General features: G+C 71.7%; 22 protein-coding genes and 2 tRNA genes. 10 read left to right on the forward strand and 14 right to left on the reverse strand.

Going from position 1 to position 23,949, the window contains the following annotated elements:
* Positions 1 to 69: 69 nt before the first annotated feature.
* Positions 70 to 1,071, forward strand: coding sequence for a zinc-binding dehydrogenase (locus tag ACWCOM_RS03090; RefSeq protein ID WP_454547268.1), 1,002 nt, complete (start codon positions 70 to 72; stop codon positions 1,069 to 1,071).
* Positions 1,068 to 1,868 (forward strand): GntR family transcriptional regulator, encoded by an 801-nt coding sequence (locus ACWCOM_RS03095; protein WP_454547269.1) that lies wholly within the window; start codon positions 1,068 to 1,070, stop codon positions 1,866 to 1,868. Before ACWCOM_RS03090 ends, ACWCOM_RS03095 begins: the two co-directional genes overlap by 4 nt.
* A 7-nt stretch (positions 1,869 to 1,875) precedes the next feature.
* Here ACWCOM_RS03095 and ACWCOM_RS03100 read toward each other — a convergent pair whose 3' ends face one another.
* The 4 genes from ACWCOM_RS03100 to ACWCOM_RS03115 form a co-directional block, all read right to left on the reverse strand.
* Positions 1,876 to 3,321: an ATP-binding protein gene (locus ACWCOM_RS03100; RefSeq protein WP_454547270.1), complete on the reverse strand. Its 1,446-nt coding sequence runs from the start codon at positions 3,319 to 3,321 to the stop codon at positions 1,876 to 1,878.
* Positions 3,318 to 4,010, reverse strand: coding sequence for a response regulator transcription factor (locus tag ACWCOM_RS03105; RefSeq protein WP_454547271.1), 693 nt, complete (start codon positions 4,008 to 4,010; stop codon positions 3,318 to 3,320). The genes ACWCOM_RS03100 and ACWCOM_RS03105 overlap by 4 nt, the downstream gene beginning before the upstream one ends.
* A 308-nt stretch (positions 4,011 to 4,318) precedes the next feature.
* The gene (locus ACWCOM_RS03110) at positions 4,319 to 5,113 is read right to left on the reverse strand and encodes a rhomboid family intramembrane serine protease (protein WP_454547272.1); all 795 of its coding nucleotides are present in this window, start codon (positions 5,111 to 5,113) and stop codon (positions 4,319 to 4,321) included.
* Positions 5,114 to 5,255: 142 nt separating this feature from the next.
* Positions 5,256 to 5,801 (reverse strand): peptidylprolyl isomerase, encoded by a 546-nt coding sequence (locus ACWCOM_RS03115; protein WP_062735760.1) that lies wholly within the window; start codon positions 5,799 to 5,801, stop codon positions 5,256 to 5,258.
* Between the two features lie 158 nt (positions 5,802 to 5,959).
* Between ACWCOM_RS03115 and ACWCOM_RS03120 the strand changes: the two genes are divergently transcribed.
* Complete coding sequence (locus ACWCOM_RS03120) at positions 5,960 to 6,832, forward strand: hypothetical protein (protein ID WP_454547273.1); 873 nt, start codon at positions 5,960 to 5,962, stop codon at positions 6,830 to 6,832.
* A gap of 142 nt (positions 6,833 to 6,974) precedes the next feature.
* Here the strand turns inward: ACWCOM_RS03120 and ACWCOM_RS03125 are convergent.
* The 10 genes from ACWCOM_RS03125 to dnaA form a co-directional block, all read right to left on the reverse strand.
* Positions 6,975 to 7,050, reverse strand: a tRNA-Ala gene (locus ACWCOM_RS03125).
* Between the two features lie 12 nt (positions 7,051 to 7,062).
* A complete protein-coding gene (locus tag ACWCOM_RS03130; protein WP_454547274.1) occupies positions 7,063 to 7,185 on the reverse strand; it encodes a hypothetical protein in 123 nt (40 codons plus the stop codon).
* A gap of 33 nt (positions 7,186 to 7,218) precedes the next feature.
* Positions 7,219 to 7,292 (reverse strand) — tRNA-Ile (locus tag ACWCOM_RS03135).
* Between the two features lie 102 nt (positions 7,293 to 7,394).
* Positions 7,395 to 7,958 (reverse strand): DUF3566 domain-containing protein, encoded by a 564-nt coding sequence (locus tag ACWCOM_RS03140; protein WP_454547275.1) that lies wholly within the window; start codon positions 7,956 to 7,958, stop codon positions 7,395 to 7,397.
* Entirely contained in the window at positions 7,955 to 10,648 is a 2,694-nt protein-coding gene (gene gyrA / locus ACWCOM_RS03145; RefSeq protein ID WP_454547276.1) for a DNA gyrase subunit A, read from the reverse strand. Before gyrA ends, ACWCOM_RS03140 begins: the two co-directional genes overlap by 4 nt.
* 89 nt (positions 10,649 to 10,737) lie before the next feature.
* Positions 10,738 to 12,837, reverse strand: coding sequence for a DNA topoisomerase (ATP-hydrolyzing) subunit B (gene gyrB, locus ACWCOM_RS03150; protein ID WP_454547277.1), 2,100 nt, complete (start codon positions 12,835 to 12,837; stop codon positions 10,738 to 10,740).
* Between the two features lie 346 nt (positions 12,838 to 13,183).
* A complete protein-coding gene (locus tag ACWCOM_RS03155) occupies positions 13,184 to 13,879 on the reverse strand; it encodes a DUF721 domain-containing protein (protein ID WP_454547278.1) in 696 nt (231 codons plus the stop codon).
* On the reverse strand, positions 13,876 to 15,096 hold the full coding sequence (gene recF, locus ACWCOM_RS03160) for a DNA replication/repair protein RecF (RefSeq protein WP_454547279.1): 1,221 nt from the start codon (positions 15,094 to 15,096) through the stop codon (positions 13,876 to 13,878). The genes ACWCOM_RS03155 and recF overlap by 4 nt, the downstream gene beginning before the upstream one ends.
* 36 nt (positions 15,097 to 15,132) lie before the next feature.
* The gene (gene dnaN / locus ACWCOM_RS03165; protein WP_454547280.1) at positions 15,133 to 16,257 is read right to left on the reverse strand and encodes a DNA polymerase III subunit beta; all 1,125 of its coding nucleotides are present in this window, start codon (positions 16,255 to 16,257) and stop codon (positions 15,133 to 15,135) included.
* A gap of 618 nt (positions 16,258 to 16,875) precedes the next feature.
* Positions 16,876 to 18,429: a chromosomal replication initiator protein DnaA gene (dnaA, locus tag ACWCOM_RS03170; RefSeq protein WP_454547319.1), complete on the reverse strand. Its 1,554-nt coding sequence runs from the start codon at positions 18,427 to 18,429 to the stop codon at positions 16,876 to 16,878.
* Between the two features lie 643 nt (positions 18,430 to 19,072).
* Here dnaA and rpmH point away from each other — a divergent pair.
* From rpmH to ACWCOM_RS03205, 7 genes are all read left to right on the forward strand, one after another.
* On the forward strand, positions 19,073 to 19,210 hold the full coding sequence (gene rpmH / locus ACWCOM_RS03175) for a 50S ribosomal protein L34 (RefSeq protein ID WP_019181680.1): 138 nt from the start codon (positions 19,073 to 19,075) through the stop codon (positions 19,208 to 19,210).
* A 96-nt stretch (positions 19,211 to 19,306) separates the two neighbouring features.
* Entirely contained in the window at positions 19,307 to 19,720 is a 414-nt protein-coding gene (rnpA, locus tag ACWCOM_RS03180) for a ribonuclease P protein component (RefSeq protein WP_454547281.1), read from the forward strand.
* Positions 19,717 to 20,157 carry a membrane protein insertion efficiency factor YidD gene (yidD, locus tag ACWCOM_RS03185; protein ID WP_454547282.1) on the forward strand — a complete coding sequence of 147 codons (441 nt, stop codon included), beginning with the start codon at positions 19,717 to 19,719 and terminating at the stop codon, positions 20,155 to 20,157. Before rnpA ends, yidD begins: the two co-directional genes overlap by 4 nt.
* Positions 20,154 to 21,140, forward strand: coding sequence for a membrane protein insertase YidC (gene yidC / locus ACWCOM_RS03190; protein WP_454547283.1), 987 nt, complete (start codon positions 20,154 to 20,156; stop codon positions 21,138 to 21,140). The genes yidD and yidC overlap by 4 nt, the downstream gene beginning before the upstream one ends.
* An 82-nt stretch (positions 21,141 to 21,222) precedes the next feature.
* Positions 21,223 to 21,819, forward strand: a complete 597-nt coding sequence (locus ACWCOM_RS03195) for a Jag family protein (protein ID WP_454547284.1) — start codon at positions 21,223 to 21,225, stop codon at positions 21,817 to 21,819.
* On the forward strand, positions 21,819 to 22,490 hold the full coding sequence (gene rsmG / locus ACWCOM_RS03200; protein ID WP_454547285.1) for a 16S rRNA (guanine(527)-N(7))-methyltransferase RsmG: 672 nt from the start codon (positions 21,819 to 21,821) through the stop codon (positions 22,488 to 22,490). The genes ACWCOM_RS03195 and rsmG overlap by 1 nt, the downstream gene beginning before the upstream one ends.
* Before the next feature lie 329 nt (positions 22,491 to 22,819).
* Positions 22,820 to 23,713: a ParA family protein gene (locus ACWCOM_RS03205; protein ID WP_454547286.1), complete on the forward strand. Its 894-nt coding sequence runs from the start codon at positions 22,820 to 22,822 to the stop codon at positions 23,711 to 23,713.
* The last annotated feature ends 236 nt before the right edge of the window (positions 23,714 to 23,949 follow it).

Below are 23,949 nucleotides of genomic sequence, written 5' to 3' on the forward strand. Positions count from 1 at the left end.
CGCCGAGCCGAAGGGTCGGTAGCATGTCACTCACCCGGTGCCCGTCGTGCCGGACGGCAGGAGGCGCACATGCGAGGGTCCCACGTTCCCGCCACGGGGACGATCACCGTCACGGACTGGCCGGATCCGCGGGCCACGGAGCCGGGTCAGCTGGTGGTGCGGATGCTGCACGCCTCGATCTGCGGCTCGGACCTGCACGTGGTCTTCCACGGCCTGCTGCACGCCGAGGGCCCCCGCCGCCCCGGCTATCCCGGCCACGAGGGGGTCGGGGTGGTGGTGGAGTCCCGGTCGGAGCACGTTCCACCGGGCGCGCTGGTGCTCACCGTCCCGCAGGGGGAGATGGGCGGGTGCTTCGCCGAGCTGCAGCTGCTGGACGACCGGCACGTCGTCGAGCTGCCCGCCGGCACCAACCCCGCCGACTCCCGGCAGCTGCGCCGGCTCATGATGGCCCAGCAGTACGGCACCTGCCTGTACGCCATGCGCCAGTTCTGGCCCGTGGAGACGCCCGCCCGGCGCGCGCACACCTGCGTGGTGATGGGCGCCGGCTCCGCGGGGCTGTTCTTCGTGGAGGAGGCCCGGCGGCTGGGCTTCGAGCACGTCGTCGCCTCCGACCTCGATCCCGGCCGGCTCGGGGTCGCCCGGGGGCTCGGCGCCATCCCCGTGCACGTGCCGGAGCAGGACCTGGGCGAGGTCGTGGCCGCGGTGAGCGGCGGGCGCGGCGCCGATCTCGTCATCGAGGCCGTGGGGCACGATGTGCTGCGCGACCAGGCCGTGGACCTCGCGGCGCACCGGGGCGTGGTGGGCTTCTTCGGCCTGCCGGAGCGGCACGGGCCCACGGACATGCCGCTGTGGACGGCGTTCCGCAAGAACCTGCGGCTGCAGTGCTCCGTGGCGGCGCAGGCCGAGCCGGGACTCACGTCCTTCCGCGAGGCGCTGCGCCGGATCTCCGAGGGCGAGATCGACGTGGAGCACTGCCTGGGCCCCGAGCTGCCCCTCGAGCGGCTGCCCGAGGCCATGCAGCGGGCCGAGGCGCACGGCCCCGGCGACCTCAAGCTCACCGTGACGCCGTGAACGGGCGCATCCGTCCCCCTGCCGGCTCCGCGGCCGACGACCGGCCCGCCGCCGGCACCCCCGTCCTGCCCGCCGTGACCGCCACGACCCAGAGCTCGCTCGCCGTCCAGGTGATGACGGCGGTGCGGCGGGCCGTCATGGCCGGGCAGATGGAGCCCGGGCGGCTGTACTCCGTGCAGCAGCTGGCCTCCGTCATGAACGTCTCCCGCAGCCCCGTGCGGGAGGGCCTCCTCCGGCTGGGCGAGGCCGGGCTGATCCGGTTCCACCGCAACCGCGGCTTCGAGATCGTCGAGGTGAGCCCCGGCGACGTCGCGCAGATCCTCGCCGTGCGCACCGCCCTGGAGGTCCCCGCCGCCCGGCGGGCGGCGGCTCTCGCGCAGCCGCCGGACCTGGGCCGGGTCCGGGCGCAGTGGGAGGCGATGCACGCGGCGGCCCGGGCGCAGGACCTCGAGGCGACCGCCGGGGCCGACGAGGGGCTGCACCTGGTGCTGCTCGAGCTCGCGGGGAACCAGCAGGCGGCGCGGCTCGTGGAGCGGCTGCGCGCCACCACGTCGTTCCTGGGCGTCGTGACCGCCACGACGCTGCGCCCGGTCGGCGAGCTCGCCGGGGAGCACGACGCCCTGGTGCAGGCGGTGCTCGCCCAGGACGGGAACGCCGCGGGCGAGGCCATGCGCGAGCACCTCGCCTCCACGGCCGAGCGGCAGATCGGCCAGGCCCTGCGCGCCCGGGGCACCGCGGAGCGGGACGTCCCGGAGCTGGTGCGCCGGATCTGGGGCGAGGCCTCCCGGGGGTACTGAGCGCGGCTCAGTCCCCGGCACCGGCCCCGAGCGGGAGCCGCAGCTCGAAGCGGCAGTGGCCCCGCCCGTCCTCGCCCGCGGTGAGCGTGCCCCCGTGGGCCGCCGCGATCTCGCGGCTGATCGCCAGTCCCAGACCGGAGCCGCCGGTGTCCCGGGTCCGGGAGTCGTCCAGGCGCACGAACCGCTCGAAGACCCGCTCCCGGTCTCCCGGGACGATGCCGGAGCCGTCGTCGTCCACGGTCACGACCGCCTCCTCCCCCTCCGTGCGCAGGGACACGGCGATCCACGACCCGGCGTGCCGCTCCGCGTTGGAGAGCAGGTTGCGGAGCACCTGCTGCAGCCGGCTCCCGTCCCCGCGGATCCGCACCGGGTCCGCGTGCACCCGGACCTCGTGCCGCGACGCGGGCCGCATCCGGGCGACCTCCTCCCGCACCACCTCGTCGAGGTCGGTGTCCGCGACGCGCAGCGGCAGCCCGGCGTCGTCGATCTTCGCCAGGGTCAGGAGGTCCTCCACGAGCCGGCCCATCCGGCGGGACTGGGAGCGGAGCACGGGGGCGACCTCGGGCCACATCGTGGCGGACGGGTCCGAGGCGGCCACCTCGATGGTGGTCGTCAGGGTGGCCAGCGGGCTGCGCAGCTCGTGGGAGGCGTCGGCCACGAACCGGCGCTGGGCCCGGTCGGAGGCCTCCAGGCGGTCCAGCATCCCGTTCATCGTGCCGGCGAGCGCGGCGACCTCGTCCCCGGTGGGCGGCACGTCCACCCGCTCCCCGAGGTGGGCGGTGCCGATCCGGCGGACCTGCCCGGTGATCCTCCGCACCGGGGCGAGGGAACGGCCGACCAGGAACCACATGAGGGCGGATCCGAGCAGGGCCAGCACCGGCCCGCCGACGAGCAGGAACAGGCTCACGGCCCCGATCGTGTGCTGCTGCAGCGCCATGGGCACGGCCACGGTGAGCGTGAAGGGCACGTCGTTGATGTACATGCCGTGCGAGACATAGACGAAGTCGTCCGCGCGCGGCCCCGGTCCGGCGGTGTCCGCCGCCGAGTCGTAGGACCGCCCCGGCTCGAGCGTGGGCGGGGACAGGCCGGCGTCCAGCGCGGAGGCGGGCGAGGCGGCGACCAGCCGTCCGTCGGCGCCCTGCAGCTGCACGAGCACACCCGGCCGCCCGAGCCGCTGCATCAGCTCCCCGAGGCCGGACGTCGTGTAGACGGCCGTCTCCCGCGCGGTGCCGCCGGCCGTCCGCGGCTGCCAGGGAACACCGAGGTCCTGCAGGATCTCGGTCTGCCGGGCCACGGCCTGGTCGTGGGCGGCCCCCACGGCGGTGCGGTGCAGGAGCTCGAGCAGCACGGCCCCGGCCACGGCGACCACGAGCAGGATGAGCAGTCCCGCGGCGGCCGTGCTGCGCCGGCGCACGCCCCACCGCTCGAACGGCGCCCTCCGGCGGGTCCTCACCGGCCCGGCGCCCCGGGCTCGTCGGGCACCAGGCGGTAGCCCATGCCGCGGACCGTCTGCAGGGTGGACAGGCCGAAGGGGGCGTCGATCTTCTTCCGGAGGTAGCCCACGTAGACCTCCACGATGTTCTCCGAGCCCTCGAAGCCGGCGTCCCAGGCGTTGTCCATGATCTGGAGCTTGGAGACCACCTTCTCCTTGTTCTGCAGGAGGTACTGCAGGATGACGTACTCCTTGGCGGTCAGCTCCAGGCGCTCTCCGCGGCGGGTCACGGTGCGGCGGACGGGGTCCAGCTCCAGGGACCCGGCGGAGAGCACCACCGGCCGCTCGGGGGCGCCCCGGCGGATGAGCGCCCGCAGCCGGGCGACGAGGACGAGGAAGCTGAACGGCTTGGTCAGGTAGTCGTCGGCGCCGAGGTCGAACGCGTCGGTCTGGTCGTACTCGCCGTCCTTCGCGGTGAGCATGAGGACGGGCACCCAGTTCTCGGCGGCACGCATCTCCTCGAGCACGGCGTAGCCGTTCCTGCCGGGCAGCATCAGGTCAAGGACCACGACGTCGTAGGGGTTCTCCCGGGCCAGCCACGCCCCGGTGACGCCGTCGTGGGCCACGTCGACCACGAAGCCCTCGTTCGTCAGGCCGCGGCGCACCGACTCCGCGAGGTCCACCTCGTCCTCCACCAGCAGCACGCGCACGCGTTCCTCCTCCTCCCCGGCCGCCACGGGGGCTGGGCGGCACGCCCCCAGTGTCCCGCACCGCGCTGAGGATCCGTTGAGGGCGGCGCGCCCCTGCGCCGGCGCCTTCTCCCCATCCGGTGCACAACGTTGTCCACAGGTGTGGAGAACCGTGTGCACAGCCGTCGCTCCACAGCGTTATTAACAGCTGTGGACGCCGCTGTGGCGCCGTCCACAGCGGGGATGACAGGTGTGGAATTCCACGGCTGTAACTTGTTGACAGCTGGGGACGGAGCCTGTGGAGAACCGGGCGGCACGTCCCGTGCGGCTCAGCGTCGGCGGACGGCGCGGCGTCGTGCGGCCGCGGTGTAGCCGAAGGCCACGAGCGCCCCGGTGAGCAGTCCGCCGAGGTGCGCCTGCCAGGCGATGCCGGGGAAGAGGAAGCCGAAGACCACGTTGACGCCGATGAGCACGGCGATGGGCGTGATGGACTGCCCCAGGTGCCGCTGGAGGACGAAGAGGGCCCCGAAGAGCCCGAAGACGCCGCCCGAGGCACCGACCACCAGGCTCAGCGGGTGCGAGAGCACCAGGACGCCCACCGACCCGCCCAGGACGGAGAGCAGGAACAGCAGCAGGAACCGGGTCCGGCCGAGCGCGGGCTCCAGCATCCGTCCGAACAGGTAGAGCATGTACATGTTCAGGAGCAGGTGGAACGGGCTGGACATCGAGTGCAGGAAACCGCTCGTGAGCATCCGCCACGGCTCGGACGTGGTCATCACCGGGGCGTAGGCGAACAGCTGGAGCAGGCTCACGCCCGCGGCCTGGCCCAGCCACTGCAGGGCGTAGACCACGGCGTTGGCGCCGACGAGCCACCACGTGACGAGCATCGGCGAGCCCTGCGGCGCCCGGCCGCCCAGTCCGGTGCGCACGGCGGGGCGGCGGCGCGAGGCCTCCTGCACGCAGTCGACGCAGTGCACGCCCACCGCGGCCGTGCGCTGGCACTCCGGGCACACCGGGCGGCCGCACCGCTGACAGGTGACGTAGCTGGGGCGGTCCGGGTGGCGCGGGCACACGGGGACCTCTCCCCCGGTGGACGCACCGTACTGCGGTCGCTCGCCGCTCACTGGGACTCCTCGTGGGCCGGCCCGCGGGCCGGGATCGGTGGACAGGACTCGGTGGACGGGGACGGCGCAGGCCCGTCCGGATCGCTCCGGACGGGCCTGCGCCGTGGCCCCGGCGGCGCCGGGGCGGGGGTCCTGGTGCGGCCTAGAGCTGCTCGACGTCGATCGAGGTGATCACGCAGTCCTCGACCGGGCGGTCCATGCCACCGGTGCGGACGTTGTTCAGCTCGTCGACGACCTTGCGCGACGCGTCGTCGGCGACCTCGCCGAAGATGGTGTGCTTGCCCTGCAGCCAGGTGGTGGGGGCCGTGGTGATGAAGAACTGGGACCCGTTGGTGCCCCGCCCGTTGCGCTTGCCGGCGTTGGCCATCGCGAGGATGTAGGGCTCGTTGAAGTTCAGCTCGGGGTGGATCTCGTCGTCGAACTCGTAGCCCGGCCCGCCGATGCCCTGGCCGAGGGGGTCCCCGCCCTGGATCATGAAGTCGCGGATGATGCGGTGGAAGACCACGTCCTGGTACAGGGGACCGGTCTGCTTCTCGCCGGTGCGCGGGTCGCTCCACTCCTGGGTGCCGTCCGCGAGGCCGATGAAGTTCTTGACGGTCTTCGGGGCGTGGTTGCCGAACAGGTTCACGACGATGTCGCCGTGGTTCGTGTGGATCGTCGCCTTGGCGGTGGGGATCGCAGAAGTCATGGGCTCATTCTTGCACGCGGGCGGAGGCCGCTCCGAGACGGCCGGTGGCGTTCAGCGCACAGTGAAAAGCCCCGGTATCGCGCGGGAGCACCCCCCTCCGGGTGGGATCTGCCCGTATGCTGACCATGGATTGTCACGACCCGAGGAGGGATGGATTCATGAGCTTCACGAAGTCCAAGAGCGAGAAGAAGGCCGCCACGGCGCAGAAGGCCGCGGAGAGCAAGGTGCTCGACGCCGGCAAGTGGGCGTCCAAGGAGATCGGCGAGCTGGCCCCTCGGCTCCAGCACGGCGTCGAGGCGGGTGCCGCCGCCCTGGCCGGTGGCGTGGCGAGCGCCGGGCCGAAGGTCCAGGAGGGCCTCGGCCGGGCCCACGACCTGTCCGGCTCCGCGAAGCTGAAGGCGGCCGCCGTCACCGCCCCGGTCGCCGCGAAGGCGTCCAAGGCCGCGGCCCCCGTGGCCGCGAAGGCCGCCGACCGCGCCGCCGAGGGCCGTGCCGCGGTGCAGGCGAAGTACGCCGGTGCCGCCGCCCTGCTCGCGGGCAAGTTCGCGGACGCGGACACCCCCGAGCAGCTCGAGGCCATCGTCGCCAAGCTGACCGGTGACAAGAAGGCCGTGGCCAACGCGAAGAAGGCCGCCGCGAAGGTCGCCAAGGACTACGCCAAGCAGCAGAAGAAGGCCGAGGGCTCGCACAAGGGCCTGCTGGTGCTGGGCCTGCTGGTGGCCGGCGGCGTCGCCGGCGTGGCCGCCTGGAAGGCGTCCCGCCCGGTCGAGGACCCCTGGAAGACCCCCGCGGCCACGTCCCCGCGGGTGACGGCCTCCCCGGTCGCCCAGCAGACCACCGTGGCCGCCGGCACCGGCGTGCAGGTCGACGACGTCAAGGACGCCACCACCCCGGCCGGCCAGTCCGGTGGGGTCTCGGAGGCCGCCGCCGAGGTCAAGGACAGCGCCCAGTCCGTGGGCGAGGACGCCAAGGCCACGATCCACGAGGTCAAGGAGCAGATCCAGGGCAAGAAGGACGACAACGCGTCCTGATCTCCCGATCCCGCCGCGAAGGCCCCCGCTCCCCGTCCGGGAGCGGGGGCCTTCGCCGTGGAGCGGGACAGGGGACGCACCGGCCCGGCCGCCGGGAATGCAAAGAATCCCGACCGAGCAGGTGCTCGATCGGGATTCCGGGTGGTGGAGGCGAGGGGACTCGAACCCCTAACCCTCTGCTTGCAAAGCAGATGCGCTACCAATTGCGCCACGCCCCCGCAGGGCCCGGACTACTCCACCTCGTCAGTGGCGTCCGCCCACGCGGTACGGTCGGCGTCGGTCTCCCGCAGCTTGGCGAGCACCGCGACCGATGCTCCGACCAGGGCGAGAACCGCAGCCACTTTCCTGTTCACGCCTGCCTCCTGACATGCGAAAAAAGGGAACCGTGGGCGTACCAGGAATTGAACCTGGGACCTCTTCGTTATCAGCGAAGCGCTCTAACCGTCTGAGCTATACGCCCTTCCGGCCCTTGCGGACCGAGAAGAAACGATACCGGAGTTGCCGACCCGTGCCAAATCCGGCCCGGCACGGGCCCCGCCCCCGGTGACCGCACCGCGCCGGGTCAGTCGTCCGTGAGGGTGAGGCCGACTCCGCCCACGAGGGCCGCGGCGATGTTGTAGAGCAGTGCCGCGAGCACCGACAGCGCGGTCAGGAGGATCACGTTGACCACCGAGACGATGGTCGCGAAGATCGCGATCTGCCCCAGCGAGAGGAAGTCCTTCACGTTCAGCGCCCCGCCCGCGCCGCCCAGCATGCCGAGCAGCTCGTTGATGCCGTCGAACATCCCGGTGAGGTCCAGGACGATCCACAGCACCACGGAGGCGACCACGGTGATGATCCCGAGCGCCACCGAGAGCAGGAACGCGAGCTTGAGCACCGACCAGGTGTCCACCTTCGAGACCACGAGCCGCGCCCGGCGCACCCTCGGGCGCGGTGCGGGGCGGACCAGTCCCTTCGTCGAGCCGGCCGGCCGGCCGCTCTTGGCCGGGGCCGGGGCGGACTTCACCGGCCGGGGGGCGGTGCGGGCGGCCGCGGCCGGCTTCGCCGCGGCGCCGGGCCGGGGCGCGGACGCGAGGGGGGCGCGTCCGGACTTGCCGGCGGCGTTGGAGCCGGAACTCGAGCTCATGCGTTACCTCCGTTGTTGTTCGCGTCCCACGCTACTTCATCGTCCGGCGTGTCCCCGGTTCCGGGGACGGAGTCGAGCTCACCGGTGTCCTCGGCCTGCTGCACGTCGGCCGTCTCCATGGACTCGTCCTGCTGGACGTCGATCTCGGCCACGGCCTCGGCGTCGACCTCCTGCGCGATCTCGCGGTCGGCGTTGTGGGCCACGCCCGTGATGGAGTCGCCCGCGGAGGGCTTGGCGAAGATCACGCCCATCGTGTCCCGGCCCTTGGCGGGGACCTCGGAGGCCCCGGTGCGCACGACCTTCCCGGACTCCATGACCACGAGGACCTCGTCCTCCTCGCCCACGATCAGTCCGCCGACCAGGCGGCCGCGCTGCTCCGCGAGCTTCGCCACCTTGATGCCGAGCCCGCCGCGGCCCTGCACCCGGTACTCGTCCACCTTGGTGCGCTTGGCGTAGCCGCCCTCGGTGACCACGAACACGTAGGCCTCGTCGGTCACCACGTTGGCCGAGAGCAGCTCGTCGCCGTCGCGGAACTTCATGCCGGTGACCCCGGAGGTCGCCCGGCCCATGGGACGCAGCACGTCGTCCGAGGCGGTGAAGCGCAGGGACATCCCGTTGCGGGAGATGAGCAGCAGGTCGTCCTCGGCGGAGGCCAGCTGCGCCGAGACCAGCTCGTCGTCCTCGCGCAGGTTGATCGCGATCACGCCGGCCGAGCGGTTGGTGTCGTAGTCCAGCAGCCGGGTCTTCTTCACCAGGCCGTTGCGGGTGGCGAGCACGAGGTACGGGGCGTCGTCGTAGGAGCGCAGCTCCATGACCTGGGCGATCCGCTCCCCCGGCTGGAAGGCCATCAGGTTGGCCACGTGCTGGCCCTTCGCGTCCCGGCCCGCCTCGAGCAGCTCGTAGGCCTTGGTCCGGTAGACCCGGCCCAGGTTCGTGAAGAACAGGATCCAGTTGTGCGTGGTGGTCACGAAGAAGTGCTCGACGACGTCGTCCGCGCGCAGCTGCGCCCCCCGGACCCCCTTCCCGCCGCGGCGCTGGGACCGGTACTGGTCCGAGCGGGTGCGCTTGACGTATCCGCCGCGGGTGATGGTCACGACCATCTCCTCCTCGGGGATCAGGTCCTCCATCGACATGTCGCCGTCGTAGCCGTACTGGATCTCGGAGCGGCGGTCGTCGCCGTAGCGGCCCACGATCTCCTCGAGCTCGGTCGAGATGATGTCGCGCTGGCGCGCCTCGGAGGCGATGATCGCGGTGTACTCGGCGATCAGCCGCTCCAGCTCCGCGTGCCGGTCCTGGATCTTCTGCCGCTCCAGGGCGGCGAGCCGGCGCAGCTGCATGTTGAGGATGGCCTGCGCCTGGTCCTCGTCGATCTGCAGCAGCTCCATGAGCCCGGTGCGGGCGTCGTCGGCCGTCGGGGAGCGGCGGATGAGCGCGATGACCTCGTCGAGGGCGTCGAGGGCCTTGAGCAGGCCCCGCAGGATGTGGGCCTCCGCCTCGGCCTGGCGCAGCCGGTACCGCGTGCGCCGCACGATCACGTCCATCTGGTGGGTGACCCAGTGCCGGATGAAGGCGTCGAGGCTGAGGGTGCGGGGCACCCCGTCCACCAGCGCGAGCATGTTGGCGGAGAAGTTGTCCTGCAGCTGCGTGTGCTTGTAGAGGTTGTTGAGCACCACCTTGGCCACGGCGTCCCGCTTGAGCACGATCACCAGGCGCTGGCCGGTGCGCCCGGAGGTCTCGTCCCGGATGTCGGCGATGCCGGTGATCCGGCCGTCCTTCACGAGGTCGGCGATCTTCATCGCGAGGTTGTCCGGGTTCGCCTGGTAGGGCAGCTCCGTGACCACCAGGCACGTGCGGCCGTGGATCTCCTCGACGTTGACCACGGCCCGCATCGGGATCGAGCCGCGACCGGTCCGGTAGGCCTCCTCGATGCCCTTGTGGCCGAGGATCTGCGCCCCGGTCGGGAAGTCGGGGCCCTTGATCCGCTGCAGCAGCTCCTCGAGCAGCTCCTCGTTGGAGACGTCCGGGTTCCGGAGGTACCACTGCACGCCGTCGGCGACCTCGCGCAGGTTGTGCGGCGGGATGTTGGTGGCCATGCCCACCGCGATGCCGGAGGACCCGTTGACCAGCAGGTTCGGGAACCGGGACGGCAGCACCGACGGCTCCTGGTTCTTGCCGTCGTAGTTGTCCTGGAAGTCCACGGTCTCCTCGTGGATGTCCCGGACCATCTCCATGGCGACGGGCGCCATCTTGGTCTCGGTGTACCGCGGGGCCGCGGCGCCGTCGTTGCCCGGGGAGCCGAAGTTGCCCTGGCCCAGCGCGAGCGGGTAGCGCATCACCCAGTGCTGGATCAGGCGCACCAGGGCGTCGTAGATCGCCGAGTCGCCGTGCGGGTGGTACTGGCCCATGACCTCGCCCACCACGCGGGCGCACTTGTTGAAGGACCGGTCCGGGCGGTAGCCGCCGTCGTACATCGCGTAGAGGACCCGGCGGTGCACCGGCTTGAGCCCGTCCCGGACGTCCGGGAGGGCGCGGCCGACGATGACGGCCATGGCGTAGTCGAGGTAGGACCGCTGCATCTCGGTCTGCAGGTCCACCTGCTCCACGCGGTCGGTCAGCACGGTCGAGGTCTCGAGGTCGCCGGCGGGGGCGGCGTCCTCCGGGGTCTGTCCGTCCTGGATCTCGTCACTCATGCGGTCTTTCCGTTCTGTCTGCTGGTTCTCGGTGTCCTGCCGGCGTCCCGGTCCCGGTTGAATATGCCGGGCCGTTCATGTGTCGCGGGTCAGATGTCGAGGAACCGGATGTCCTTGGCGTTCTGCTGGATGAACTCGCGGCGGGACTCCACGTCCTCGCCCATGAGCACGGAGAAGACCTGGTCCGCGGCGGCGGCGTCCTCCATGGTCACCTGGAGCAGCGTGCGGTGCTCGGGGTCCATCGTGGTGTCCCACAGCTCGGTGTAGTCCATCTCGCCGAGACCCTTGTAGCGCTGGATGCCGTTGTCCTTGGGGATGCGCTGGTTGTTGGCCAGGCCCCGGGCGAGGGCCTGGTCCCGCTCGGCGTCCGAGTAGACGTAGTCGTGCGGTGCGTTGGACCACTTGATCCGGTACAGCGGCGGCTGGGCCAGGTAGACGAAGCCGTGCTCGATCAGCGGGCGCATGAAGCGGAACAGCAGGGTCAGCAGCAGCGTGGTGATGTGCTGGCCGTCCACGTCGGCGTCGGCCATCAGCACGATCTTGTGGTAGCGCGCCTTCTCGATGTCGAAGTCGTCGCCGATGCCCGCGCCGAAGGCGGTGATCATCGACTGGACCTCGGCGTTGGACAGCGCCCGGTCCAGCCGCGCCCGCTCCACGTTGAGGATCTTGCCCCGCAGGGGGAGGATCGCCTGGTGGGCGGGATCCCGGCCCTGCACCGCGGAGCCGCCCGCGGAGTCGCCCTCCACGATGTAGATCTCGGACAGGGACGGGTCCTTGGACGAGCAGTCCTTGAGCTTGCCCGGCATCCCGCCGGACTCCAGGAGGCCCTTGCGGCGGGTGGTCTCGCGCGCCTTCCGGGCCGCGAGCCGCGCCTGCGAGGCGTTGATGGCCTTGCGGATGATCTCCCGCGCCGCGGCCGGGTTGCGCTCCAGCCAGTCGCCGAACCGGTCGTTGACCTCGCGCTGGACGAAGGCCTTCGCCTCGGAGTTGCCGAGCTTGGTCTTCGTCTGGCCCTCGAACTGGGGCTCGGCGAGCTTGATCGAGATGACCGCGGTCAGGCCCTCCCGCACGTCGTCCCCGGTGAGGTTCTCGTCCTTGTCCCGCAGCAGCCTGTTCTCCCGGGCGTACCGGTTCACCAGCGAGGTCATGGCCGAGCGGAAGCCCTCCTCGTGGGTGCCGCCCTCGTGGGTGTTGATCGTGTTCGCGTAGGTGTGCACCGACTCGGTGTAGGCGGTGGTCCACTGCATGGCGAGCTCGAGGGACATCTTCCGGTCGGCGTCCTCGGTCTCGATCGCGATGACGTCGTCGTGGACGAGGTCGGCCTTCTTGGACGTGTTCAGGAAGGTGACGTAGTCGAGCAGGCCGTGGTCGTACTTGTAGACGACCTTCCGGTGACCGGAGGCGTTCGCCTCCTCGTGGTTGAGCCGGGGGGCGTCCGTGCCGCCGTCGCGGCCCTCGACGGGCTCCGCGTCCGCGCCGCCGGCCGGGCGGGCCCCCGAGTGGTCGGAGGCGGAGCCGGCGATCTCCTCGCCGGACTCCTCGGCCACGCGCTCGTCCGTCAGGCTGATCTTGAGGCCCTTGTTGAGGAACGCCATCTGCTGGAAGCGCGCCCGCAGGGTCTCGAAGTCGAAGTCGACGGTCTCGAAGATCTCGGGGTCGGGGTAGAAGACCTGGGTCGTGCCGGTCTCCTCGGTCTCCTCGCCCCGGACCAGCTCGCCCTGCGGCCGCCCGCCCTCGGCGAAGGCCATCCGCCACACGTGCCCCTGACGGCGCACCTCGGTCTCCACGCGGCGGGACAGGGCGTTGACCACCGAGATGCCCACGCCGTGCAGGCCGCCGGAGACGGCGTAGCCGCCGCCGCCGAACTTGCCGCCCGCGTGCAGGATCGTCATGACGACCTCGACGGTCGGGCGGCCCTCGGTCGGGTGGACGTCCACGGGGATGCCGCGGCCGTTGTCGACCACCCGCACCCCGCCGTCGGCCTGCAGCGTCACCTCGATGTGGTCGCAGTAGCCGGCCAGCGCCTCGTCGACCGAGTTGTCGACCACCTCGTACACGAGGTGGTGCAGCCCGCGGGGGCCGGTCGAGCCGATGTACATGCCGGGGCGCTTCCGGACGGCCTCGAGCCCCTCCAGGACGGTGATGTCACCGGCACCGTACTCGCGCGTCTGCGCATCCTCTGTTGCCACGGGTTCCTGGCTCCTCCTGTTGGGCGTTCCGGCCGCTCCGGACAGCACAAGAGAACGCCGATGAGGCGCTCGACGACTCATCGGCTCGTGCAGGGTCGGAACGGTTCGACGGCTCCGGGCGTCCGCGCCGCGGGCGGGTGCCGCGATCGGCCGTGGGGACCCGGTCCGTCGATTCCTGTCTGACCCTGATTCTATCGGAAAACGACGGGCCAGGGGTGCCCGCAGATGCCTCTGAGCGGCCGGAAAAGGCCCTCAGGACGAATTTTCCTGCTCTCCACCACCAGCTGATCGTTCCCGGGGGGCCGCAGCGCGCCACGAGGCCGCTCAGCGCTCCGCGGATCCGGCCTCACCCGTAGGTGTCCCGGGGCCCCCGGCCCTGCACCGACCGGCGGCCGCGCTTCCAGCTCGGCGCGGCCGGGCCGAGGATCTCGATCCGGGTGACGATGCCCTCCCCCAGGTGCTCGTCGAACATGCGCAGCAGCTGCGGCACCATGAGCCGCAGGTTGGCGGCGTAGGCGGTGGAGTCGCAGCGGACCCGCACCACCGTCTCGTCGAAGCTCTCCGGCCGGCAGTGCCCCGCGATCCCCGGGCCCACGAGCTCGTCCCAGCGGGAGAGCACCGACCCGACGGCGACCGGAGACTTCCAGCCCCGCCCGGACACGAGGGCGTCCAGCACCGAGCCCACGCCCCGGGGATCGCGGGCGGAGCGGCCCGCCCCGGAGTAGCCGCCGAGCGCCCGGGGGTCCACGTCGTTGCCGCGGCGCCCCAGGCGTTCGGCCGGGGACGCGGTGGCCGACTCCATCGCCGCCCCGAAGTTCTTCAGGTTGCGCCGCGCGGCCGCCCCGTAGAGCCGGCCGTCCCCGCGCGCCTCGGCGGCGTGGCGCATCCGGGTCAGCAGCGCGGCGGGGGCGTCGATCTCGTCCTCGATCCGCACGACGTTCGCCTCCGGCGCGGGAGGCTCTGCCGCGGGGTCGGCCGGGAGGTCTGCCGGGAGGTCGTCCGGGGGACCGGGGAGCCGGTCCCCGCGCTCGGGGCCGTTCACGACGACGGAGCCTCCCCCGCCTCCGGGCCGGTCGCCGCCGGCGGGCGCTCGTCGTCGCGCACGGCCGTCCCGGGGCCCACCCGGACCACGTCGTGCGGGCCCGCGACGAGCTCGGCGGGCAGGTCCTCCTCGACCGCGGCGGTGACCAGGACCTGCTCCGCGGTGGCCACGATCGCGGCCAGCCGGCTCCGGCGCCGGGCGTCGAGCTCCGCGAACACGTCGTCGAGCAGGAGGATCGGCGCGGCGCCCTCGGCGGGATCGTCCGCGAGGTGGACGTACCAGGAGCCCAGGCGGAGGGCGAGGGCGTAGGACCAGGTCTCCCCGTGCGAGGCGTAGCCGCGGGCGGGGGCCGGACCCAGCAGCAGCTCGAGCTCGTCGCGGTGCGGGCCGATCAGGGTCAGGCCCCGCTCGAGCTCCCGCTGCTCGGCGTCCTCGCACGCCTCGAGGATCAGCCGGTGCAGGTCCGCGGGGCTGAACTCGCGCAGCCGGGCCACGTCCCCGCCGGCGCTCTCCGGCAGGACCGAGGACACGTAGCGCAGCGTGGTGGCCTTCGTGCCGTCGGTGAGCTGGTCGTAGGCGGTGGCCACCTGCGGGGCCAGGGCGTCGACGAGCTGCAGGCGCGCGTGCAGGATCACGGCCCCGGCGCGGGCGAACTGGTCGTTCCAGGCGGCCAGCGTCGATCGGTGGGTCTCGGTGAGGCGCCCGCTGCGGCGGGCCGACTTCAGCAGCGCGTTGCGCTGCCTGAGCACCTTCTCGTAGTCGGACATGGTGCCGGCGAGGACCGGGCGCATGGACCGGGCGAGGTCGTCCAGGAACCGCCGCCGGTGGGAGGGGTCGCCCTTGACCAGGGAGAGGTCCTCCGGGGAGAACAGGACCGTCCGCACGATGCCGAGGGCGTCCCGGGCGCGGACGGGGGCGGCCCGGTTGATCCGCACCCGGTTGGCGCGGCCGTCGTTGAGCTCCAGCTCGAGGACCGTCTGCTGGCCGCCGCGCCGGACCCGCGCCCGGACGATCGCCCGCTCGGCGCCGAAGCGGATCAGCGGCCCGTCCGAGGACACGCGGTGCGAGGAGAGTCCCGCGGTGTAGTCCAGGGCCTCGACGATGTTCGTCTTGCCCACGCCGTTCGGGCCCAGGAACACGGTGGTCCCGGGCCCCAGACGTATGTCCAACAAGGCATACGTCCGGTAGTCGAGCAGGGAGAGGTGGTCGACGAACACGCCCGGATCAGCAGCTTCCGCCTCGACGCCGGCCGGTCACTGGCTCGGGAGCCGGACCGGCATCAGCAGGTACTTGTAGTCGTCCCGGTCCTCGCCCTCCGGCTCGGCCTGCGCGGAGAGCACCGCCGGCTTGGGCGGGGCGGTGAACGAGAACCGCACGTAGTCCGAGGAGAAGGCGTGCAGGCCCTCCGAGAGGTACGTGGGGTTGAAGGCCACGGTGATGTCCTCCCCGGTCAGGTGGGCGTCCAGCACCTCCGAGGCCTGGGCGTCCTCGCCGGTCCCGGCGTCCAGGGCCACCTGGCCCTGGGTGAAGGCGAGGCGGACGGGGGTGTTGCGCTCGGCCACGAGCGAGACGCGCCGGACCGCCTCCACGAGCTCGCTGGTGCGCACCGCAGCCGTGATCGGGGTGTGCTCGGGGAACAGCGAGCGGATCTTGGGGTACTCGCCGTCGATGAGCAGGCTCGTGGTCCGGCGGCCGCCGGACTCGAAGCCGACGAGCTCGGCGGAGTCGGACAGCGCGATGTTGATGTCCCCGGCGGGGCCGAGGGTCTTGGCGATGTCGTTGAGGGTGCGGGCCTTGATCAGCGCTGCCGTGGAGATCTCGTGGGAGGAGGGCCGCCAGGTCAGCTCCCGCATGGCGAGCCGGTACCGGTCGGTGGCCAGGAGGGTCATCTTCTCGCCCTCGATCTCCACGCGCACGCCGGTGAGGATCGGGAGGGTGTCGTCCTTGCTGGCCGCGATGTTGACCTGGGACACGGCGAGGGCGAACTCGTCCCCGGCGACCACGCCGGAGACGTCGGGCAGGGCCGGCAGCTCCGGGTAGTCGCCCACGGGCATCGCGGCGAGGTTGAACCGGGAGGACCGGCAGGTCAGCGTGACCTTGCCCTCGTCGGCCTGGATCTCGACCGGCGCGGAGGGCAGCGAGCGGCAGATGTCGGCGAGCAGCCGTCCGGAGACGAGGGTGGTGCCCTCCTCCTGGACGTCGGCGCTGATCGACAGCCGCGCCGAGATCTCGTAGTCGAAGCTGGCGATGGACAGCGACCCGCCCTCCGCCCGGATGAGCAGACCGGACAGCACGGGGACCGGGGGCCGAGGAGAGAGGGACCGGGCGGTCCAGGTCACGGCCTCGGCGAGAACATCGCGTTCGACGGAGAACTTCACGAGAGGTTGCTGCCTTTCAGTCTGAGCAGGGGCGGCGGAGCCCGCGCCCGGAGGACGGCGTCCGCCGCGCCGCGAGGTGCGGCCGACCGGGCCTTCGCCCCCTGCATCGTATCCGCCCGTTTCGGCGGACGGCCATTCGGCCGGCCGTGGCGGAGTTCTTGTGGTTCGCCGGTCCCGGAGGGTCCGGCGGGGGCCGGGAGCACAGGATTCTTGTTGTTTGGCCGGAGATCTCTTTAAGGATGGGAGTGTTAATAACCGCTGTGGAATCTGTGGATAACTGCGTTCCGCCCAGGCGCCGGGCGGCGACGGCCTGTTGAGTTCCTGTGATTCACGATCCACCGGACGACGTCTTTCCGGTGGACAGGATCCGCGCGGTTCCGGGGCTTCCACAGCCCGGAGCGCAGTTGTGCCGAGGTTGTCCACCGGTGTCCGCCGGTGTTCCACAATTTTATCCACAGGTGTGGGTTTCGTCCTGTGCACAGGCGCTCCACAAGAGGTCGTTTCCTGTGCAGAAGAGTCCCCGCCGGCCCGGAACGGCGCGGCCGCGGCCTGTGGACGAATGACAAGAAACGGGCCCACCGGTGTCCCGCTGGGCCCGTCGGCGACGGCGCGCGGTGGTCAGCCCTCGCGCTGCTGCTGCTTGATGCGGTTCGTCAGCTCGGTGACCTGGTTGAAGATCTGCCGGCGCTCGGCCATCAGGGTGCGGATCTTGCGGTCGGCGTGCATCACCGTGGTGTGGTCGCGCCCGCCCAGCTCCTGGCCGATCTTCGGCAGGGACATGTCGGTGAGCTCGCGCAGCAGGTACATGGCGATCTGCCGGGCCGTGACCAGGGTGCGGGTGCGGGACTTGCTCTTGAGCTCCTCGAGGGTGATGTCGAAGTAGACCGCGGTCTGGGCCAGGATCGAGGCCGCGGTGATCTCCTGCGCCCCGTCGTCGGTGATGAGGTCCTTGAGCACCAGCTCGGCCAGGGGCAGGTCCACGGCCTGCTTGTTCAGCGAGGCGAAGGCGGTGACGCGGATCAGGGCGCCCTCGAGCTCGCGGATGTTGGTGGAGATGTGGGAGGCGATGTACTCCAGCACGTCGTCGGGGGCGTCCATGCCCTCGCTGGTGGCCTTCTTGCGCAGGATCGCGATGCGGGTCTCCAGCTCCGGGGGCTGCACGTCGGTGATCAGGCCCCACTCGAAGCGGGAGCGCATGCGCTCGGCGAAGCCGGTGAGCTGCTTGGGCGGCATGTCCGAGGTGATCACGATCTGCTTCTCGTGGTTGTGCAGGGCGTTGAAGGTGTGGAAGAACTCCTCCTGCGTGTGCTCCTTGCCGGCCAGGAACTGGATGTCGTCGATCAGCAGCATGTCCACGTTGCGGTAGATCTCCTTGAAGGAGGATCCCTCGTCGTCGCGGATCGAGTTGATGAAGTCGTTGGTGAACTCCTCCGAGTTCACGTAGCGCACCCGCACCTGCGGGTACAGCCGCTTGGCGTAGTGGCCGATGGCGTGCAGCAGGTGGGTCTTGCCCAGGCCGGACTCCCCGTAGATGAACAGCGGGTTGTAGGCCTTCGCCGGGGTCTCGGCCACCGCGAAGGCGGCGGCGTGGGCGAACCGGTTGGACTGCCCGATCACGAAGGAGTCGAAGACGTACTTCGGGTTCAGCCGCGCGGAGCTGTCCCACTCCCCCACCACGGCAGGGGCCGTGCCGGTGTCCTGCGCGGGGCGGCGGGGCGGGGCGGCCTGCGGGTCCCGCGGCGGGGGCAGGGTGCGGTCGCCGACGGCCGGCGCGACCGGCTCCGGGCGCGCCGCGGCGAGGTCGAGCATGCGCTGGTCGATCCCCACGGCGTCGGCGGTGCTCCCGGGGTCGCGCCGGGCGGGCCCGTCGGTGCGGTTGCGCTCGGCCTCGAGCTCGCTGATCGGGGGCAGCGCGGCCGCCTGCGGCCCCGGCTCCGGGGCGGGAGCGGGAGCGGCCTCGAGGTCGGCGTCCACGACGAAGGCCACGAGGGTCTCCGGGCTGAAGGCGCGTCCCACGGAGGAGCGCAGGACCGAGGCCATCTGGTTCTGGAAGAACTCCCGGGTCAGCTCGTTGGGGACCGCGACGAGCAGCGTGGTGCCGATGAGCCCCTGCGGCTGGGCCAGGGAGATGAACCCCCGGTACCGGCCGGTGGTCATGGGGTCCTCGTACATGTACTGCACGCATTCGGCCCACTGCGCGCTGAGCGCCTGATTGTCCTGCGTGCCCACGCGTACTCCTGCTGTCGTCGGGATGTCGTCGGGATGACGAGGCCGGTGCTCGGGTCGTCCCGGTCCTGCTGCGGCAGCCTTTTCCACAGAGTTGTTCACACCGGTGGAAAAGCTGTTCGGGGGCCGACCGCGAGTGCCAGCCTAGAACATGCTCGGAAGCTGTTCATAGCTGGTCCACTGGGCTCCGGGGAACTACAGAGGTGTAGTTCGGGCCCTGTTCCGCGCCGTTCCGCGGCCGGGGGCGCACGGGTTTTCCACAGGATGTGAGCAAGATCGGTGCACAGCTGTGGGTAGGATGTGCACTGCACAGCACCGCCCCGTTCTCGCAGGCCGCACCGGCGGCCTGCACCTCCCTCCGGCGCACCGAGGGGTCGCTCGGAGGAGCCGGTGCCCCGGGGCGTCGTCGTCCGCGGATTTGACCGTGCCCGGTGCGTTGTCTAGGGTGGGCTAGTCTTATGTGTCCTCTGTCATGCCCTTCCGCATGCTCGGACGCATCCACCAGCACTGCTGCGCTCGCCCCTTCGCCGCACCGACCCGGTGCGCCGAGGACCATGCGGCGCACACCCCGACGCCTTTGGAGTAACCAGTGAGCAAGCGGACTTTTCAGCCGAATAACCGCCGTCGCGCCAAGAAGCACGGCTTCCGCGCCCGGATGCGCACCCGCGCCGGCCGCGCCATCCTCGCCGCCCGCCGCAGCAAGGGCCGCACCGAGCTCTCGGCCTGAGCCGGCCCGTGTCGGCACCGGCGCCCCGGACGACCACCCCTGCGCGGGTGGCAGGGTCCGTGCCGCCGGAGCACCGGACCCGGCAGGAGCCGGACCGTGCTGCCTGACCGGCACCGGATCCGGACCTCGGCCCAGTTCTCGGCCACCACGCGTTCCGGCGCCCGCAACGGGCGCCGGAACGTCGTCGTATATGTGCGCCCCACCGCCGAGGACCACCCGGCGCGCTTCGGGTTCGTCGTCTCGAAGGCGGTGGGCAACGCCGTCCGGCGCAACAAGGTGAAGCGGCGCCTGCGGGAACTCGCCCAGACCACGGTCAGGCAGGACCCGTACGGTTACGACGTGGTCGTCCGTGCGCTGCCGCCCGCCTCCGCGGCGGACTGGGCGGAGCTGGCCGCCGACTACGCCAGGGCCTGGCGGACGGCGTCCGCGCGCGCGGGCGTCGCGCGGACCGCGACCGGGACGCCCCCGGCAGAAGACCACCGACCCGGATGGGAGGAGCCAGCGTCATGAGCGAGCACGCCCATGGGCACGAGGACCTCCTCGCCGCGGCCCCCCACGAGTACGTCCGCCCGGCGTCGGCGTGGCAGGCCCTCTGGTTCCTGCCGCAGAACGCGCTCATCGCGGGCCTGAAGCTCTACCGGAGCATCGTCTCCCCCCTGTACGGGGACGTCTGCCGGTACTTCCCCTCCTGCTCGGCCTACGCCCTCGAGTCCGTCACGGTGCACGGCGCCGTGCGCGGTCTCGGCCTCAGCGTCCGCCGGCTCCTGCGCTGCCACCCCTGGGCGGCCGGTGGGATCGACAGGGTCCCGGACGGCGGTCGGAGCTTTCCCGACCTCGCGTCCCTGCCCAAGATCGTCCTGCTGAACCACCCCACCCTCGCCGAGCGCCACCAGCACCACCCCGCCGGAGGCACCGGCCCCGCGGCCCAAGGAGAGCTTTCCCCATGAATCTGTTCGAACTGATCCTCTTCCCCTTCAGGTGGGTCGTCTCCGCCGTGCTGTGGGTCTTCCACGAGCTGCTGACGGCCGTCGGGATGGATCCCGCCGCGGGCATCACCTGGGTGCTGTGCATCGTGGGCCTGACCCTGGTCATGCGCACGCTGACCATCCCGCTGTTCCTCAAGCAGATCAAGTCCATGCGCGGCATGCAGGAGCTGCAGCCCGAGATGGCCAAGCTGCAGGCCAAGTACAAGGGCAAGAAGGACCAGCTCTCCCGTCAGGCCATGGCCCAGGAGCAGATGGAGCTCTACAAGCGCCACGGCTCCAACCCGTTCTCCGCGTGCCTGCCGATCCTCGTGCAGATGCCGATCTTCTTCGGCCTGTTCCAGGTGCTCAACGGCGTCCCCACGTCGGCGGCGGCCGGTGAGGGCGTGCACGTGCTCAACGCCGCCACCGTGCAGTCCTTCAACGAGGCCACCTTCTTCGGCGCCCCGCTCTTCTCGACGCTGCTCAACCCGGGCGACGGCAACCACGTCGCGACCGTCGTCCTGGCCGTCGTGATGATCGTCGCGATGTCCGCCTCGCAGTTCTTCACCCAGAAGCAGCTGACGGCCAAGAACATGAGCGAGACCGCCAAGGCCTCCCCCATGTACCGCCAGCAGCAGATGATGCTCTACCTGTTCCCGCTCGTCTTCGCGATCGGCGGCATCAACTTCCCCATCGGCGTCCTCATCTACTGGACCGTCTCCAACGTGTGGTCCATGGGCCAGCAGTGGTGGGTCATCCGCAACAACCCGACTCCCGGCTCCCAGGCGGAGCAGGAGCTCAACGAGCGCCGCGCCGCCAAGGGCCTGCCCCCGTTCGGCAAGTCCCGCGAGGAGCACGAGGCGGAGGTCGAGGAGCAGCGTGCCCGGGCCGCCGCCGGCCAGCGCCAGCAGCCGGTCGGCAAGAAGCGGCAGCGGCAGCAGGCGAAGAAGAAACAGACGCGGTGACCGCTGCGGGTCACCCCGCGACTTTCTCCCCGCACGGGGCCGGGCTGCCCGGCCCCGTGCTTCCACGGCCCCAGGAGACGACATGAGCGACATCCGGCAGACCACCCAGGACGCCGACGAGGCGCAGCCCACCCCCCACCCCGTCGAAGGCGGTGCGCCGGCGGACGCCCCCGCGCCGACCGGCCGGGACCAGGATCCCGCGGTCGACCCCCTCGAGGAGGAGGGCGAGGTCGCGGCGGACTACCTCGAGGAGCTGCTGGACACGGCGGACCTCGACGGGGACATCGACATCGAGGTCCGCGACGGGCGCACGTACCTGTCCGTCGTCGCGGAGGGCGACGACGACGGGAGCCTCTCCGCGCTCGTCGGGGAGGACGGAGAGGTCCTCGAGGCGCTGCAGGAGCTCGTGCGGCTCTCCGTCCTGGCGGCGACCGGGCGCCGCTCCCGGCTCGTGCTCGACGTCGCGGGCTACCGGGGGCGCCGGTCCTCGGCGCTGCAGGAGATGGCCCTCGCCGCCGTCCGGGAGGCTCGGGAGACCGGCGGGCGGGTGCACCTCGAACCGCTGTCCGCCTACGAGCGCAAGATCGTGCACGACATCGTCGCGGAGCAGGGCCTGGTCAGCGAGTCCGAGGGCGACGGAGCGGAACGGCACATCGTCGTCTCCGCGGAGCAGGCCTGATGGCCGAGGACCCGCGCCCCTCCCCCACCGCGCAGGAGCCCCCGCTGCCGGACCCCCGGGAGCGCCTGGCCGCCGAGCGGCTGTTCGGGGACCGGCTGGAACTGGCGGAGCGCTACGTCGCGCACCTGGCGTCCTCGGGGATCGTGCGCGGTCTCATCGGCCCCCGTGAGGTGCCGCGGCTGTGGAGTCGTCACGTGCTCAACTGTGCCGTGGTGGAGGAGCTCGTCCCGCAGGACGCGCGCGTGGCCGACGTCGGCTCCGGAGCGGGGCTGCCCGGGCTGTGCCTGGCACTGGCCCGGCCGGACCTGCGGCTGACGCTGATCGAGCCGCTGGAGCGCCGGGTGCAGTGGCTCGACGAGGTCGTGGCCGACCTGGGGCTGACCAACGTCCGGGTGCTGCGCGCCCGGGCCGAGCAGGCCGGGGACGAGGTGGGCGAGGTCGACGTCGTCACGGCCCGGGCGGTCTCCGCCCTCGTGGGCCTGCTGGACATCACGCTCCCGCTGCTGCGCGGCACGGGCGAGCTCCTCGCGCTCAAGGGGCGTTCCGCCGCGCAGGAGATCGAGAAGGCGCAGAAGAAGCTGACCCGCCACGGCGCCCGCTCCACCGAGGTCGTCACCGTGGGCGACGACCTGCTCCCGGAGCCGACCACGGTGGTCCGTGTGCGGCTCTGAGCGGTCCCGCTCCCGGTGCGGTGCGGCGACGGTAGGCTGGAGGGCGTGTGCCGCGGGCGTGGCGCTGTGGCCGTCCCCTCGGGGCGCTCCGCGCTCCCCCGCCCGGCGGCCGGGCCCGGATGACCTCCCCCCGCGGGAGGCCGGGCCCGGAGGGAACCACATCGAGACGACCCGGGAAGGTGCGCAGTCAGATGCCGATCGACGACGGCCGGGAAAGCCCGGTGGGCTTCGGCGAGGAGTTCCCGCCGGATCCCATAGATCAACCGGTGAAGGTTGTTCCAGACCGTGGCACCCGTGTTTCACGTGAAACCGACGGACAGCTGTCCAAGATGACGACGATGGCGGACGACACGCCGCTGGGGAGGACGCTCGTGGAAGAGACCAGGCGACGCGCCAGGCTGAAGAAGGTCCAGCTGGAGAAGCCCGCCGCGACGCGGGTCTTCACCATAAGCAACCAGAAGGGCGGCGTCGGCAAGACGAGCACCTCCGTGAACCTCGCCGTCGCATTGGCGCGGCAGGGGCAGAACGTCCTGGTGATCGACAACGACCCGCAGGGCAACGCCTCGACCGCACTCGGCGTGGAGCACAACTCCGAGGTGGACAGCACCTACGACGTCCTCATCGACGAGATGCCCATCGCCGACGCGGTGAAGCCCTCCGCGGAGGCCGAGAACCTGTGGGTGGTGCCGGCGACCATCGACCTCGCGGGCGCCGAGATCGAACTCGTGTCCATGGTCGCGCGGGAGCACCGGCTGCGGCGGGCCCTGGAGGCCTACGCGCGGCAGCGGGAGGCGGACGGCCTGGAGCGGCTCGACTACGTCTTCATCGACTGCCCGCCCAGCCTGGGCCTGCTGACGCTGAACGCCTTCGTCGCCGCCACGGAGGTGCTCATTCCCATCCAGTGCGAGTACTACGCCCTGGAGGGGCTGAGCCAGCTGCTGAAGAACATCGAGATGATCCAGAAGCACCTGAACCCGGAGCTGACGGTGTCGACCATCCTGCTCACCATGTACGACGGCCGGACGAACCTGGCGTCGCAGGTGGCCGAGGAGGTGCGCACGCACTTCCCGGACGAGGTGCTCGAGACCATGATTCCCCGCTCCGTGCGGATCTCCGAGGCGCCGAGCTATCAGCAGAGCGTCATCAACTACGACCCCAGCTCGACCGGTGCGCTCTCCTACCTCGAGGCCGCGGCCGAGATCGCGCAGCGCGCCGCTCGCTGACCGACCTCCCCTCCCCTACAGCGCGCCCGTCTCCGTCGGAGGCGGGCGCGCTGCTGGGTGCGGACCGGCACAACTGCCGTTCCGCACCGGAGCCCCGCCGTGTTTCACGTGAAACAGAGTGGCCGGTGCCTCGCGTGAGACCCTGCGACGAGGCGGACGCGCCCGCACAGGCCAGGCGTCCTGACCGGTGTCTCCACCCCGTCCGCGCGACGCACGGAACGGGCTCGACCCCCGCG

It is taken from the genome of Kocuria sp. KH4, from assembly GCF_053711175.1.